13 protein-coding genes are annotated in these 13,403 nt (G+C 72.0%); 1 reads left to right on the forward strand and 12 read right to left on the reverse strand.

Annotation, left to right across the window (positions count from 1 at the left end; genetic code table 11):
- From secD to pgsA, 12 genes are all read right to left on the reverse strand, one after another.
- The gene (gene secD, locus ABZ576_RS24860) at positions 1-1,794 is read right to left on the reverse strand and encodes a protein translocase subunit SecD (RefSeq protein ID WP_360744844.1); all 1,794 of its coding nucleotides are present in this window, start codon (positions 1,792-1,794) and stop codon (positions 1-3) included.
- 142 nt (positions 1,795-1,936) lie between these two features.
- The gene (yajC, locus tag ABZ576_RS24865) at positions 1,937-2,440 is read right to left on the reverse strand and encodes a preprotein translocase subunit YajC (RefSeq protein ID WP_360744847.1); all 504 of its coding nucleotides are present in this window, start codon (positions 2,438-2,440) and stop codon (positions 1,937-1,939) included.
- A gap of 177 nt (positions 2,441-2,617) precedes the next feature.
- On the reverse strand, positions 2,618-3,688 hold the full coding sequence (gene ruvB, locus ABZ576_RS24870) for a Holliday junction branch migration DNA helicase RuvB (protein ID WP_360744850.1): 1,071 nt from the start codon (positions 3,686-3,688) through the stop codon (positions 2,618-2,620).
- Positions 3,689-3,715: 27 nt separating this feature from the next.
- A complete protein-coding gene (gene ruvA / locus ABZ576_RS24875) occupies positions 3,716-4,321 on the reverse strand; it encodes a Holliday junction branch migration protein RuvA (protein ID WP_360744853.1) in 606 nt (201 codons plus the stop codon).
- A complete protein-coding gene (gene ruvC / locus ABZ576_RS24880; RefSeq protein WP_360744856.1) occupies positions 4,318-4,857 on the reverse strand; it encodes a crossover junction endodeoxyribonuclease RuvC in 540 nt (179 codons plus the stop codon). The genes ruvA and ruvC overlap by 4 nt, the downstream gene beginning before the upstream one ends.
- 126 nt (positions 4,858-4,983) lie before the next feature.
- Positions 4,984-5,736, reverse strand: coding sequence for a YebC/PmpR family DNA-binding transcriptional regulator (locus tag ABZ576_RS24885; RefSeq protein WP_360744859.1), 753 nt, complete (start codon positions 5,734-5,736; stop codon positions 4,984-4,986).
- 75 nt (positions 5,737-5,811) lie between these two features.
- Positions 5,812-6,417, reverse strand: coding sequence for a pyridoxal 5'-phosphate synthase glutaminase subunit PdxT (gene pdxT, locus ABZ576_RS24890; protein WP_360744862.1), 606 nt, complete (start codon positions 6,415-6,417; stop codon positions 5,812-5,814).
- 57 nt (positions 6,418-6,474) lie between these two features.
- Positions 6,475-7,380: a pyridoxal 5'-phosphate synthase lyase subunit PdxS gene (pdxS, locus tag ABZ576_RS24895; protein WP_360744865.1), complete on the reverse strand. Its 906-nt coding sequence runs from the start codon at positions 7,378-7,380 to the stop codon at positions 6,475-6,477.
- Positions 7,381-7,493: 113 nt separating this feature from the next.
- A complete protein-coding gene (locus ABZ576_RS24900) occupies positions 7,494-8,036 on the reverse strand; it encodes a hypothetical protein (RefSeq protein ID WP_360744868.1) in 543 nt (180 codons plus the stop codon).
- A 38-nt stretch (positions 8,037-8,074) separates the two neighbouring features.
- Positions 8,075-9,238 carry a glycosyltransferase family 4 protein gene (locus ABZ576_RS24905; RefSeq protein WP_360744871.1) on the reverse strand — a complete coding sequence of 388 codons (1,164 nt, stop codon included), beginning with the start codon at positions 9,236-9,238 and terminating at the stop codon, positions 8,075-8,077.
- Positions 9,235-10,143, reverse strand: a complete 909-nt coding sequence (locus tag ABZ576_RS24910) for a phosphatidylinositol mannoside acyltransferase (RefSeq protein WP_360744874.1) — start codon at positions 10,141-10,143, stop codon at positions 9,235-9,237. Before ABZ576_RS24910 ends, ABZ576_RS24905 begins: the two co-directional genes overlap by 4 nt.
- Positions 10,140-10,868, reverse strand: a complete 729-nt coding sequence (pgsA, locus tag ABZ576_RS24915) for a phosphatidylinositol phosphate synthase (protein WP_360745216.1) — start codon at positions 10,866-10,868, stop codon at positions 10,140-10,142. The genes ABZ576_RS24910 and pgsA overlap by 4 nt, the downstream gene beginning before the upstream one ends.
- 251 nt (positions 10,869-11,119) lie before the next feature.
- Between pgsA and ABZ576_RS24920 the strand changes: the two genes are divergently transcribed.
- Positions 11,120-13,321: an elongation factor G-like protein EF-G2 gene (locus ABZ576_RS24920; protein ID WP_360744877.1), complete on the forward strand. Its 2,202-nt coding sequence runs from the start codon at positions 11,120-11,122 to the stop codon at positions 13,319-13,321.
- The last annotated feature ends 82 nt before the right edge of the window (positions 13,322-13,403 follow it).

A 13,403-nucleotide genomic window follows, 5' to 3' on the forward strand; every position in this document is an offset into this window, starting at 1 on the left:
TCACGCCTCCTTCGGGTCGACAGGGCCGGCGACGGGACCGGCGGGACGGCGGGTGCGGCGCAGCGGCGGCTTGGCACCCAGGCTCTTCGGGTCGAGGCCGGACCACTTGTGGCCGTTGGCGAAGAACGGGCGGCGGGCGAGCAGTGTCATCAGCGGCTTGGTGAAGAAGAAGACGACGACCACGTCCAGCAGGGTGGTGAGACCCAGCGTGAACGCGAAGCCCTGGACCTTGCCGACGGTCACGATGAACAGCACCGCGGCGGCGAGGAAGGACACGAAGTCGGAGACGAGGATGGTGCGCCGGGCGCGCGGCCAGGCCCGCTCGACGGCGGGGCGCAGCGAGCGGCCCTCACGGATCTCGTCCCGGATGCGTTCGAAGTACACGATGAACGAGTCGGCGGTGATACCGATGGCGACGATGGCACCGCAGACGGCCGGCAGGTTCAGCGCGAAGCCGATGGCCGGGCCGAGCAGCGACATGATCACGTAGGTGAGGATCGCCGAGACCACCAGCGAGGCCATGGCCACGAGCGACAGACCGCGGTAGTAGACCACCAGGTAGAGCACGACCAGCGCGAGGCCGATGGCGCCGGCGAGCAGGCCGGCGCGCAGCTGCTCACCGCCGAGGGCGGCGGTGACGGTGGTGACGGACTGCTCCTGGAAGGACAGCGGCAGGGCGCCGTACGACAGCATGTTGGCGAGGCCCTGCGCCTCCTCCTGCTTGAAGCTGCCGGAGATCTCCGCCTGGCCGCCGGTGATGGCCTGCTGCACGTACGGGCTGGAGACGACCTCGCCGTCGAGGACGATGCCGAACTCGTTCTGCGGCGGCTGGTTCTTGGCGAGCTCGCCGGTGATGTCCGCGAACTTGTCGGCACCGCTCTTGGTGAAGTTCATCTGGACCTGCCAGCCGGCGGCGCCCTGGGTGTCGAAGACGGCCTGCGCCTTCTTCACCTCGGTGCCGTCCACGGCGGCCGGGCCGAGCAGGTACTTGTACCAGGTTCCGTCGATCTCGCCGCAAGCCACGGTGGACTGGCCGGGCTTGGCGCGCTTGCCGGCGTTGGCGCGGGCGGTGGGCTTGGTGCAGTCGAGGGCCGCGTACTGGGCCTGGAGCTTGGAGTCCGTGGCCGTGCCGCCGCTGGAGGAGGCCGACGGGGTGGCCGACGGCGTGCCGCTGCCGGAGGCGGAGGCGCTCGCCGACGGGGTGGGGCTCGCCTTCTTCAGCGCGTCGGTGACGGCGCGGCCCTGGGAGGTGGCCGAGGCGCCGGGGGACGCGGTGCCGGACGAGGAGGCCTCTTCCTTGGAGGAGGCGCTGGAGGACGGGCTCGCGCTCGGCTTCGGCGAGGAGCTGCCGCTGGAGGAGGCGCTCGGCGAGGGGCTCTTCGCGGCCTGGCCGCTGGGCTCGCTGGCGAGGACCGGCCGGAAGTACAGCTTTGCGGTGGTGCCGACCTGCTCCTGGGCCTCCTCGGAGTTGGTGCCCTTGGGGATGTTGACGATGATGTTGTCGTTCCCCTGGGTCTGCACCTCCGCCTCGGAGACACCCAGACCGTTGACACGGCGGTTCATGATGTCGACCGCGGTGTCCATGTTGGCCTTGTTGATCGCGGACCCCTGGTCGGCCTTCGCCTTGAGCGTGATGCTCGTGCCACCGGCGAGGTCGATGCCGAGACGCGGGGTGGTGTGCCCGGAGAGGAACATCCCCCCGGTGAGCGCCACGATGGCGATCAGGATGAGGGCCAGCGAGCGCCCTGGCTTGCTCGGGGCGCTCGCGCTTCGGCCCCTCTTAGGTGCTGCCACCTTCTCGTACTCCCTCTCGGGCCGCCCCGCGCCCGGTCGGCGCGGTCGGCCATGACATGGTGTCGGGCTCCCGTGCGGGAAACAGACGCGCCCGGGATGCGCGGGGCGCCATCATGCCGCCGCCGCGCCTCCCGGGGCGTGACTACTTCGCGTCGGAGTCGCCGTCGGTCTTCTTCGGCTCGTCCTCCGCCTTGGCGTCGGCGGCACCGGCCGCGTCGGCGTCCTTCGCGGCGTCCTTCTTACCGAGGTCGATCTTGTCGTCGGAGGCGGCGGCAGCGGCGGCGGATCCGTCGGTCCGGTCGGTCTCGGTGAGGGAGGAGGCGTCGTCCGGGACGAGGTCGGCGTCGGACTTCAGGTCGTGCTCGATGCCGTGGACGATGCGGTTGTACTCGTCGTCGGTGAGGACGGCGCCGATGGCGTTCTTGGCGAAGAGGAGCTCGACGCCCGGCCCGGCGTCGAGGAGGACCGTGTCCTCGTTGACCTCCTTGACCGTCGCGTACATCCCCCCGATCGTGCGGACACCGGAGCCGGGCTGCATCTGGTTCCGCATGTCGACGGCCTGCTGCTGCTTCTTCTTGGCCGAGCGCGTCATCAGGAACATGGCCGCGATGAGCACGATGAAGGGGAGAAGGGTATAGGCATTCACGGGACGGAATTTCCTTCGCGCGACCGCGCGGTGAGCGGCCTGTTGGATGGGGGTGTGGTCGGCGCCGCCCGGAAGGGCGGCATCGGCGGAGTCTAAGCGAGTCCGCTCTCATGGAACAACGCTCAGCATGGCACCTGGGTTCCTCCCCTGGCCATCGCCCTCGCCGAGCGGCGGCCATCACGCCCCGAACAGGTCCTGTTGTCCGTTTCCCGGGGCCGCCGGGCGCGGTGGGGTGAGGCCGAGGTGCGCCCAGGCCGCCGGCGTCGCGACCCGGCCGCGCGGGGTGCGGGCGAGCAGGCCCTCCCGCACCAGGAAGGGTTCGGCGACCTCCTCCACGGTCTCCCGCTCCTCCCCCACCGCGACGGCGAGGGTGGACAGGCCGACCGGTCCGCCGCCGAAGAGCTTCAGCAGCGCTTCGAGGACCGCGCGGTCGAGCCGGTCGAGACCGCGCGGGTCGACCTCGTAGACGGCGAGGGCGGCGGCGGCGATCTCCCGGGTGATCACCCCGTCGGCCTTGACCTGCGCGTAGTCCCGGACGCGGCGCAGCAGGCGGTTGGCGATACGGGGCGTGCCCCGGGAGCGGCCGGCGATCTCGGCGGCGCCGTCCGGCTCGATGCCGACGTCCAGCAGCTGCGCCGAGCGGTGGACGACGCGCTCCAGCTCGTGCGGTTCGTAGAACTCCATGTGCGCGGTGAAGCCGAAGCGGTCGCGCAGCGGCGGCGGCAGCAGGCCCGCGCGGGTGGTGGCGCCGACGAGGGTGAACGGCGGCAGTTCCAGGGGGATCGCGGTGGCGCCGGGCCCCTTGCCGACGATGACGTCGACGCGGAAGTCCTCCATCGCCATGTACAGCATCTCCTCGGCGGGCCGGGACATGCGGTGGATCTCGTCCAGGAAGAGGACCTCGCCCTCCTGGAGGGAGGAGAGGATGGCGGCGAGGTCGCCGGCGTGCTGGATGGCCGGGCCCGAGGTGATGCGGATCGGGGCGCCCATCTCGGCCGCGATGATCATCGAGAGGGTGGTCTTGCCGAGGCCGGGCGCGCCGGAGAGCAGCACGTGATCGGCGGTGGCACCGCGCGCCCGGGCGGCGCGCAGGACCAGGTCGAGCTGTTCGCGGACCTTCTGCTGGCCGATGAACTCGTCGAGGTCCTTGGGGCGCAGGGCGGCCTCGACGGCCTGGTCCTCCCGGTCGGCGGACGCACCGACGAGCCGCTCGGGAGCGGGGGTGTCGGTCGAGTCGTCCCAGTTCACGAGGTTCTCCTAGCGAGGTGGCGCAGGTCAGCGGGCGCGGTTCAGGGTCTGGAGAGCGGCCTTCAGCAGCTGTCCCACCTGCGGGGTGCCGCCGGCGGCCTCCGCCTGGGGCGCCACGGCGGTCACGGCCTCGTCGGCCTCCCGGGTGGCGTAGCCGAGGCCGATGAGGGCCGCGTGCAGCTGGTCGCGCCAGCCCTGGCTGACGGGCGCGCCGACGGCCGGGGCGCCGACGGGCTCACCGAGCCGGTCCTTCAGCTCCAGCAGCAGCTTCTGGGCACCCTTCTTGCCGATGCCGGGCACGGCGGTGAGGGCCTTCTCGTCGCCGGTGGCGACCGCGCGGCGCAGCGCGTCCGGGGTGTGCACGGCGAGCATCGCCTGGGCCAGGCGCGGGCCGACGCCGCTCGCGGTCTGGAGCAGTTCGAAGACCTGGCGCTCGTCGTCGTCGGCGAAGCCGTAGAGGGTGAGCGAGTCCTCGCGGACCACGAGCGAGGTGTGCAGCTTGGCCGGCCGGCCGACGCGCAGCGCCGACAGGGTGTTCGGCGTGCACTGGACGGCCATGCCGACGCCGCCGACCTCGACGACCGCTGCGTCGGGGGCGAGCGCGGCGACCGTGCCGCTGACGAAGGCGATCATGCCGTACGGCCTTTCGTTGCGTGGGCTGTGTGCCGGGCGGCCGCCTGCTGGAGCCGGTTCTGGGCGGGGCCGCGCCAGATGTGACAGATGGCGAGCGCGAGGGCGTCGGCGGCATCGGCGGGCCGGGGCGGCGCGGCGAGCCGGAGCAGCCGGGTCACCATGGCTCCGACCTGCGCCTTGTCGGCGCGGCCGCTGCCGGTGATGGCGGCCTTGACCTCGCTGGGGGTGTGCAGGGCGACGGGGATGCCGCGCCGGGCGGCGCACAGCATGGCGACGGCGCTGGCCTGGGCGGTGCCCATGACCGTGCGCACGTTGTGCTGGCTGAAGACGCGCTCGACGGCGACGAACTCGGGCCGGTGCTCGTCCAGCCACTGCTCGATGCCCTGCTCGACGGCGAGCAGCCGGTGGCTGAGCTCGGCGTCCGCCGGGGTTCGGACGACGCCGACGCCGACCATGGTGAGCGGCCGGCCCGCGACCCCCTCGACGACGCCGATCCCGCACCGGGTCAGCCCGGGGTCCACCCCCAGAACACGCACCGCGCCCCTCCCTCCGATCGCCTCGATCACATGTTTGTGCAGGCTATCGGGTCCCACTGACAATGACGGCGGGCCGGTGGGACGTGTCCCACCGGCCCGCCGTCATCGCCGCCGTACCGGCGGGGGTCAGGCGTCGACCTTCTCCATGACCTCGTCGCTCACGTCGAAGTTGGCGAAGACGTTCTGCACGTCGTCGCTGTCCTCGAGCGCGTCGATGAGCTTGAAGATCTTCTTGGCGCCCTCCTCGTCCAGCTCGACCTGCATGGTCGGGACGAAGTTGGCGTCGGCGGAGTCGTAGTCGATGCCGGCGTCCTGGAGGGCGGTGCGGACCGCGACCAGGTCGGTGGCCTCGCTGATGACCTCGAAGGTCTCGCCGAGGTCGTTGACCTCCTCGGCCCCCGCGTCCAGGACGGCACCGAGCACGTCGTCCTCGGTCAGCTCGCCCTTGGGGACGATCACGACGCCCTTGCGGTTGAACAGGTACGACACCGAGCCCGGGTCGGCCATGGAGCCGCCGTTGCGGGTCATCGCGACACGGACCTCGGAGGCGGCGCGGTTGCGGTTGTCGGTGAGGCACTCGATGAGCACCGCGACGCCGTTCGGGCCGTAGCCTTCGTACATGATCGTCTCGTAGTCGGCGCCGCCGGCCTCGAGACCTCCACCGCGCTTGATGGCCGAGTCGATGTTCTTGTTGGGAACCGACTGCTTCTTGGCCTTCTGGACAGCGTCGTAGAGGGTCGGGTTGCCGTCGAGGTCGACGCCGCCCATCCGCGCCGCGACCTCGATGTTCTTGATCAGCTTCGCGAAGAGCTTGCCGCGCTTGGCGTCGATCACGGCCTTCTTGTGCTTCGTCGTGGCCCATTTAGAGTGGCCGGACATCTGCCTGTCTCCTTCGCGTAACCCATCCTGTACGAACGCCCCCTGGCGGGAAGGCCGGGGGGACCCCCGGAGATCCTACAAGGACTCCGGTGTCCGGTTGGCGCGCACCATGTCGACGAACAGGGAGTGCACGCGGTGGTCGCCGGTCAGTTCGGGGTGGAACGAGGTGGCGAGCGCGTTGCCCTGGCGTACGGCGACGATGTGGCCCTCGTGCTCGGCGAGCACGTCGGCCCCCGCGCCCACGGACTCCACCCAGGGGGCGCGGATGAAGACGCCCTCCACAGGATCGCCCGGAATGCCCCGCACGTCGAGCGCCGCCTCGAACGACTCGTTCTGCCGCCCGAAGGCGTTGCGGCGCACGATCATGTCGATGCCGCCGATGGTCTCCTGGCCCGAGCGCGGGTCGAGGATCTTGTCGGCGAGCATGATCATGCCGGCGCAGGTGCCGTAGACGGGCATGCCGCTGCGCACGCGTGCGCGCAGGGGCTCCATGAGGCCGAACAGGACGGCCAGCTTGGAGATGGTGGTGGACTCGCCGCCGGGCAGGACGAGGCCGTCGACCTCGGCGAGTTCCTCGGGGCGCCGCACCGGCCTGGCCACGGCGTCGGCCGCGGCCAGGGCGATGAGGTGCTCCCGTACGTCGCCCTGGAGGGCCAGGACGCCTATGACAGGAGTGTTCATGGAGTCAGTACCTGGGTTTCAGTGCCTGGGCTTCGGTACGGGTTTCCGTACCGGTGGTCACCAGCCGCGGTTGGCGTACCGCTCGGACTCGGGCAGGATGTCGCAGTTGATGCCGACCATGGCCTCGCCGAGGTTGCGGGACGCGTCCGCGATGATCTTCGGGTCGTCGTAGAAGGTGGTGGCCTTCACGATGGCGGCGGCGCGCTTGGCCGGGTCGCCGGACTTGAAGATGCCGGAGCCGACGAAGACGCCCTCGGCACCGAGCTGACGCATCAGGGCGGCGTCGGCCGGGGTGGCCACGCCACCGGCGGAGAAGAGGACCACCGGCAGCTTGCCCAGCTCGGCGACCTCCTTGACCAGCTCGTACGGGGCGCGCAGCTCCTTGGCGGCGGCGTAGAGCTCGTGGTTGTCCAGGCCGCGCAGGCGGGCGATGTCGCCCTTGATCTGGCGCAGGTGGCGGACCGCCTCGACGACGTTGCCGGTGCCGGCCTCGCCCTTGGAGCGGATCATCGCGGCGCCCTCGGCGATGCGGCGCAGGGCCTCGCCCAGGTTGGTCGCACCACAGACGAAGGGGGTGGTGAAGGACCACTTGTCGGAGTGGTTGACCTCGTCGGCCGGGGTGAGCACCTCGGACTCGTCGATGTAGTCCACGCCGAGGGACTGGAGCACCTGGGCCTCGACGAAGTGGCCGATGCGGGACTTGGCCATGACCGGGATCGAGACGGCGTCGATGATGCCTTCGATCATGTCCGGGTCGGACATGCGGGCCACGCCGCCGTCCTTGCGGATATCGGCCGGGACCCGCTCCAGGGCCATGACGGCGACGGCGCCCGCGTCCTCGGCGATCTTCGCCTGCTCCGGCGTGACGACGTCCATGATCACGCCGCCCTTGAGCTGCTCGGCCATGCCGCGCTTCACGCGGGCGGTGCCGGTCTCGGGAGCCTGGTTCTCGATGGTGGACACGGGTGACCTCACTGAAGTGAAAGAGGGTTTCTGCTCCGATGAGGAAACGCGAGTGGACCAGGCCACAGCAAGGGCCAATGGCAAGCCGGTGGATCCTTTTGGTCCGCCCGGGCTCAGGCGGCCCGCTCCGCCAGGGCCGCCGGCGGCTCGTCGTCCATCTCGAAGGCCAGCGGGAAGGGGGCGTGGCCGGCCAGGCGGAACCAGCGGACCTTGCGGTGTTCGCGGAGCCTGCGGGCCGCGCCCACGGTGTCGTTGTGGAAGCGGCGGGCCATCGGCACCCGGCGTACGGCCTCGGCGAGCTCGCGGGTGGCCTCCTCGCCGCCGGGGGCCTCCCGGACCGCCTCCACCTGCGCCGGGTCCTCGAAGACCGCCCGCAACGCCTGGCTGAGCTCGCTCTCGGCGACCTCCCGTTGCTCCTCCTCGGCCTGCCGGGCCGCGTGCGCGGCCTCGTAGAGCACGATCGAGGCGGCCGGGTCCAGCACGCCCGAGGTCGCCAGTTCCTGGGTCACGGAGGCCCGCCGCAGCAGCTGGGCGTCGAGCGCGGCCCGGGCGGCGTCCATCCGCACGTGCAGCCGGTCCAGCCGCCCGGCCGTCCAGCTCAGGTACATGCCGATGGCGAGGAGTGCGACGAAAATCCAGATGAGGGTTGCGGTCACGGCCGAAGGCTATCGGCTGCCCCGGCACGCTCCCCGGGTCAGTCCCGGGCCAGGCCGAACCGGGCCCGCAGGCCCGTGGTGCGCTCGTCGGCGCCGACCGCGGCCGCGCCGGCGGTGACCGTCTCGTAGACCGACAGGATGTCCGCGCCGACCGTCGACCAGTCGAACCGCCGTACATGGGCGCTGCCGCGCTCGCGCAGCTCCGTCCGGCGGGCCGGGTCCGCCAGCAGCCGCACGGCCGCCTCGGCGAGCGCGTCGGAGTCCTCGTTGGCGAACACCTCCCCGGCCTCGCCCTGGTCGAGGACCTGCACGAAGGCGTCCAGGTCGGAGGCGAGGACGGGCGCGCCCGCGGACAGCGCCTCGACCAGGATGATGCCGAAGCTCTCGCCGCCGGTGTTGGGGGCGACGTACAGGTCGACGCTGCGCAGGAGGCGCGCCTTGTCCTCGTCGCTGATCATGCCGAGGAACTCCACGCGCGGGCGCAGTTCCTCGGGCAGGTCCGCGACGGCCGCCTCCTCGTCGCCCCGGCCCGCCACCAGCAGCCGCGTCCCGGGGCGGGCCGCGAGGATCTTCGGCAGCGCCTTCATCAGGACGGGCAGGCCCTTGCGGGGCTCGTCGATACGGCCGATGAAGCCGATGGTCCCGCCCTGCCACTCCGCCTTGGGCTCGGCCTCGGCGAAGAAGTCCACGTCGACGCCGTTGGGGATGACGACCGCGTCCCCGCCCAGGTGCTCGACCAGCGTCCGGCGGGCGTACTCGCTGACCGCGATCCGCGCGCTGATCTTCTCCAGGGCGGCCTGGAGGATCGCGTAGGCGGCGATCATCGCGCGCGAGCGCGGATTGGAGGTGTGGAAGGTGGCGACGATGGGGCCCTGCGCCGCCCAGCAGGTCAGCAGGCCCAGCGAGGGCGAGGTCGGCTCGTGGATGTGCACCACGTCGAAGGCGCCGTCGTGCAGCCAGCGGCGCACCCGCGCGGCCGACAGGAACCCGAAGTTCAGCCGGGCCACCGAGCCGTTGTACGGCACCGGGACCGCGCGGCCGGCCGAGACGACGTACGGCGGCAGGGGCGTGTCGTCGTCGGCCGGGGCGAGGACCGAGACCTCGTGGCCCAGCCGGATGAAGTACTCGGCGAGGTCGCGGATGTGGAACTGGACGCCCCCGGGGACGTCCCAGGAGTACGGGCAGACGATCCCGATTCTCACGCGGGTCCCTTCGCGGGGTCGAGGTCGGCGAGCCACAGCCGCTGGAGCATGTGCCAGTCCTCCGGGTGGTCGGCGATGCCGGTGGCGAAGGCGTCGGCCAGCGCCTGTGTCATGAGGGACGTCTTCTCGGCCCGGGTACCTGCCTCCGGCACCTCGACGGGGGCGTGGACGCGGCCCTTCATGACGGGCGAGTCGTCGTACCAGAGAGTGACGGGCAGCAGCAGCGCCCCGGTCTGCTGGGCGAGCAGGGCCGGTCCGGCCGGCATCCGGGCCGGCTCGCCGAAGAAGTCGACCTCCACGCCCGAGGCGGACAGGTCGCGGTCGGCGACCAGGCAGACCAGGCCGCCGTCGCGCAGCCGGCGGGCCAGGGTGCCGAAGGCGGACCCGCCGCTGTGCGGCAGGACCTCCATGCCGAGACCCTCGCGGTAGGCGACGAAGCGGTCGTAGAGCGTCTCGGGCTTCAGGCGCTCGGCGACCGTCGTGAACGGTGTCTGCAGCTTGGTGGTGACCCACGCGCCGGCCAGGTCCCAGTTGGCCAGGTGCGGCAGGGCGATGATCACGCCCCGGCCGGAGGCGAGGCCGTCGGTGAGGAAGTGCAGGTCCTTGGCCTCGAAGCCGGTCCGTACCCGCTCGGCGCTCCAGGCCGGGAGCCGGAAGGACTCCATCCAGTAGCGCAGGTAGGAGCGCATGCCCGCGCGGGACAGTTCGGCGAGGCGCTCGGGGCCGGCGTCGGGCACCACGCGCGCGTAGTTCGCCTCCAGCCGCTGCACGCCCTTGCCACGCTGCTTCCAGGCGAGGTCGGCGATGGTCCGGCCGAGGCGGACCGCAACCGGCTCGGGGAGCTTCCTGACGGTGCTCCAGCCGAGGCCGTAGAGCGTGTCGCTCAGCCGTTCCGCCGCGCTCACTGCGCCGCCTCGCTCCCCTGGGCCGCGTTCTGCGGGGCCGCCGCCTCCGCCTCGGCGGACTCGCGGCGGACGGTGACCACCCGCTGGATCAGCGTGACGAGGCTGCCGACGGCGACGATCCACAGGGCGACCGGCAGCAGCCACTGGATGCCCGGCACACCGAACGCGTGCAGACCCGCGAAACCGGCGGCGACCAGCGAGATCACCAGCCGCTCGGCGCGCTCGACGAGCCCGTTGACGGCGACCGGCAGCCCGATCGACTCGCCGCGCGCCTTGGTGTACGACACCACCTGGCCGCTGGCCAGGCAGAAGATCGACACCGCGCACAGGGCGTCGTTGTGCCCCTGGCCCGCGTACCAGAGCGCGAAACCGCCGAAGATCGCGCCGTCGGCGACCCGGTCCAGGGTGGAGTCCAGGAAGGCGCCCCAGCGGCTGGAGCGGCCCAGCTGGCGGGCCATGTTGCCGTCGACCAGGTCGGAGAAGACGAACAAGGTGATCACGACCGTGCCCCAGAAGAACTCGCCCCGGGGGTAGAAGACCAGCGCGCCCGCGACCACACCGGCCGTGCCGATGAGCGTGACCGTGTCGGGGCTCACGCCCCGGCGGATGAGAAACGCGGCGAACGGTGTGAGGACACGCGTGAAGAATGCACGCGCGTACTTGTTCAGCATGGCCTTCCCGACGGTCGGTGTGCCGCGGCCCCTGGTGGCCCCCGGCTGGCCCATCGTAGCCACGCGCGCGGGCGCGTGACGGGCGGGCACCCGCGGCTCGTGGCGTGAACCGGTGCGTGCCGCCGCGCACGGAGCGTGAGTGGCGCGATCGGTACCGGTCCGTACCCTTCGCGGCCGTTCGTATGGACGCCACGTGACGGGAGTGGAAAGCTCGAATAACCGCGGGCGTCGCCGGAGCCGCCAGAGCACGCGGATCCCGCGTGTCCGCGCCCACAGTGACCTCACCGTGCACGGGAGGCAGGATCATGGGCGACAAGGCACACACTCACCACCCCGGAGCCGCCGGCAGGGCTCTGTCGGCCGACCACCCCGCGTCCGTACGGAACGTGGTGCTGGTCGGCCACTCCGGCTCGGGAAAGACGACTCTGGTGGAGGCCCTCGCGCTGACCGCGGGGGCGGTGAACCGGGCGGGCCGGGTCGAGGACGGCGGCACCGTCTCGGACTACGACGACATCGAGCACCGGCAGCAGCGCTCGGTACAGCTTTCCGTGGTGCCGGTCGAATGGGACGGCATCAAGGTCAACGTGCTGGACACGCCCGGCTACGCCGACTTCGTCGGGGAGCTGCGGGCCGGTCTGCGCGCCGCCGACGCGGCCCTGTTCGTCGTCTCGGCCTCGGACGGCGTGGACGGCTCGACCCGGATGGTGTGGGAGGAGTGCGCGGCCGTCGGCATGCCCCGCGCGATCGTGATCACGCACCTGGAGTCCGCGCGCGCGGACTTCGAGGAGACGACCCGGATCTGCGCGGAGGTCTTCGGCGGGGACGACCCCGACGCCGTGCTGCCGCTGTACCTGCCGCTGCGCGGGCCCGAGGGCCCCGACGGGCACGCGCCCGTGACCGGGCTGATCGGGCTGCTGACGCAGCGGCTCTTCGACTACTCGACCGGGGAGCGCAAGGAGTCCGAGCCCGGTGAGGACCAGCTGCCGGACATCGAGGAGGCCCGCAACCGGCTCATCGAGGGGATCATCGCCGAGAGCGAGGACGAGACCCTCATGGACCGCTACCTGGGCGGCGAGCAGATCGATGTCGAGATCCTCGTCCAGGACCTGGAGCGGGCCGTGGCGCGCGGTTCGTTCTTCCCGGTGCTGGCCGCAGCCCCCGCCGCGGAGGGCGCCCGGCAGGGCCTCGGCACGGTCGAGCTGCTGGAGCTGGTCACCGGTGGCTTCCCGACCCCGTTCGAGCACCCGCTGCCCGAGGTGACCACCATCGACGGCAAGCCCCGGGAGCTGGAACCGTGCGACACCGGCGGTCCGCTGGTCGCCGAGGTCGTGAAGACCTCCTCCGACCCCTACGTGGGACGAATCTCGCTGGTCCGCGTCTTCTCCGGCACGCTGCGCCCGGACCAGACGGTGCACGTCTCCGGGCACGGCCTCGCCGACCGCGGGCACGAGGACCACGACGTCGACGAGAAGGTCGGCGCCCTGTCCATGCCGTTCGGCAAGCAGCAGCGCCCGGTGACCCGGGCCGTCGCCGGCGACCTGGTGTGCGTGGCCAAGCTGAGCCGCGCCGAGACCGGCGACACCCTCTCCGCCAAGGACGATCCGCTCCTGATGGAGCCCTGGCGGATGCCCGACCCGCTGCTGCCCCTCGCCATCCACGCGCACAGCAAGGCCGACGAGGACAAGCTGTCGCAGGGGCTGGCCCGGCTGGTGGCCGAGGACCCCACCATGCGCCTGGAGCAGAACCAGGACACCCACCAGGTGGTCCTGTGGTGTCTGGGCGAGGCCCACGCGGACGTCGCCCTGGAGCGGCTGCGCAGCCGCTACGGCGTCCAGGTCGACGTGGTCCCGCACCGGGTCTCGCTGCGGGAGACGTTCGCGCACCGGGCCACCGGGCGGGGCCGGCACGTCAAGCAGTCCGGCGGCCACGGCCAGTACGCCATCTGCGAGATCGAGGTGGAGCCGCTGCCGGGCGGCTCGGGCATCGAGTTCGTGGACAAGGTGGTCGGCGGCGCGGTGCCCCGCCAGTTCATCCCGTCCGTCGAGAAGGGCGTGCGGGCGCAGGCCGCCAAGGGCGTCGCCGCCGGCTATCCCCTGGTGGACGTGCGGGTCACGCTGCTGGACGGCAAGGCGCACTCGGTGGACTCCTCCGACGCCGCCTTCCAGACGGCGGGCGCGCTGGCGCTGCGGGAGGCCGCGGCCGACGCGCGGATCCACCTGCTGGAGCCGGTCGCCGAGGTGACCGTGCTGGTCGGCGACGACTACGTGGGCCCCGTGATGAGCGACCTGTCCGGGCGCCGCGGCCGGCTGCTGGGCACCGAACAGGTGGGCACGGGACGGACCCTGATCCGTGCCGAGGTGCCCGAGTTCGAGATCGGCCGGTACGCCGTCGACCTGCGCTCGCTCTCGCACGGCACGGCGCGCTTCGACCGGAGCTACGCCCGGCACGAGCCGATGCCGCCGCAGATCGCCGAGCGGATCCGTGAACAGGCCGGGGACGAGGGGTAGTACGAGGGGTGCGGCCCGGCGCGCGGGCGGGCGGCTTCGGCCGTCCGCCCGCGGGCTGTCGGTGCCGGCGGATACGCTGATC

The sequence above is a fragment of the Streptomyces sp. NPDC013455 genome, assembly GCF_040632975.1.
In the GTDB taxonomy this organism is placed as follows: domain Bacteria; phylum Actinomycetota; class Actinomycetes; order Streptomycetales; family Streptomycetaceae; genus Streptomyces.

Coding starts and splice junctions, on each gene's coding strand:
- ruvA (WP_360744853.1), bottom strand. CDS start 4,321: ATGATCGCCTTCGTCAGCGGCACGGTCGCCGCGCTCGCCCCCGACGCA.
- ABZ576_RS24920 (WP_360744877.1), top strand. CDS start 11,120: ATGGGCGACAAGGCACACACTCACCACCCCGGAGCCGCCGGCAGGGCT.
- pdxT (WP_360744862.1), bottom strand. CDS start 6,417: ATGAACACTCCTGTCATAGGCGTCCTGGCCCTCCAGGGCGACGTACGG.
- ABZ576_RS24885 (WP_360744859.1), bottom strand. CDS start 5,736: ATGTCCGGCCACTCTAAATGGGCCACGACGAAGCACAAGAAGGCCGTG.
- pgsA (WP_360745216.1), bottom strand. CDS start 10,868: ATGGGCCAGCCGGGGGCCACCAGGGGCCGCGGCACACCGACCGTCGGG.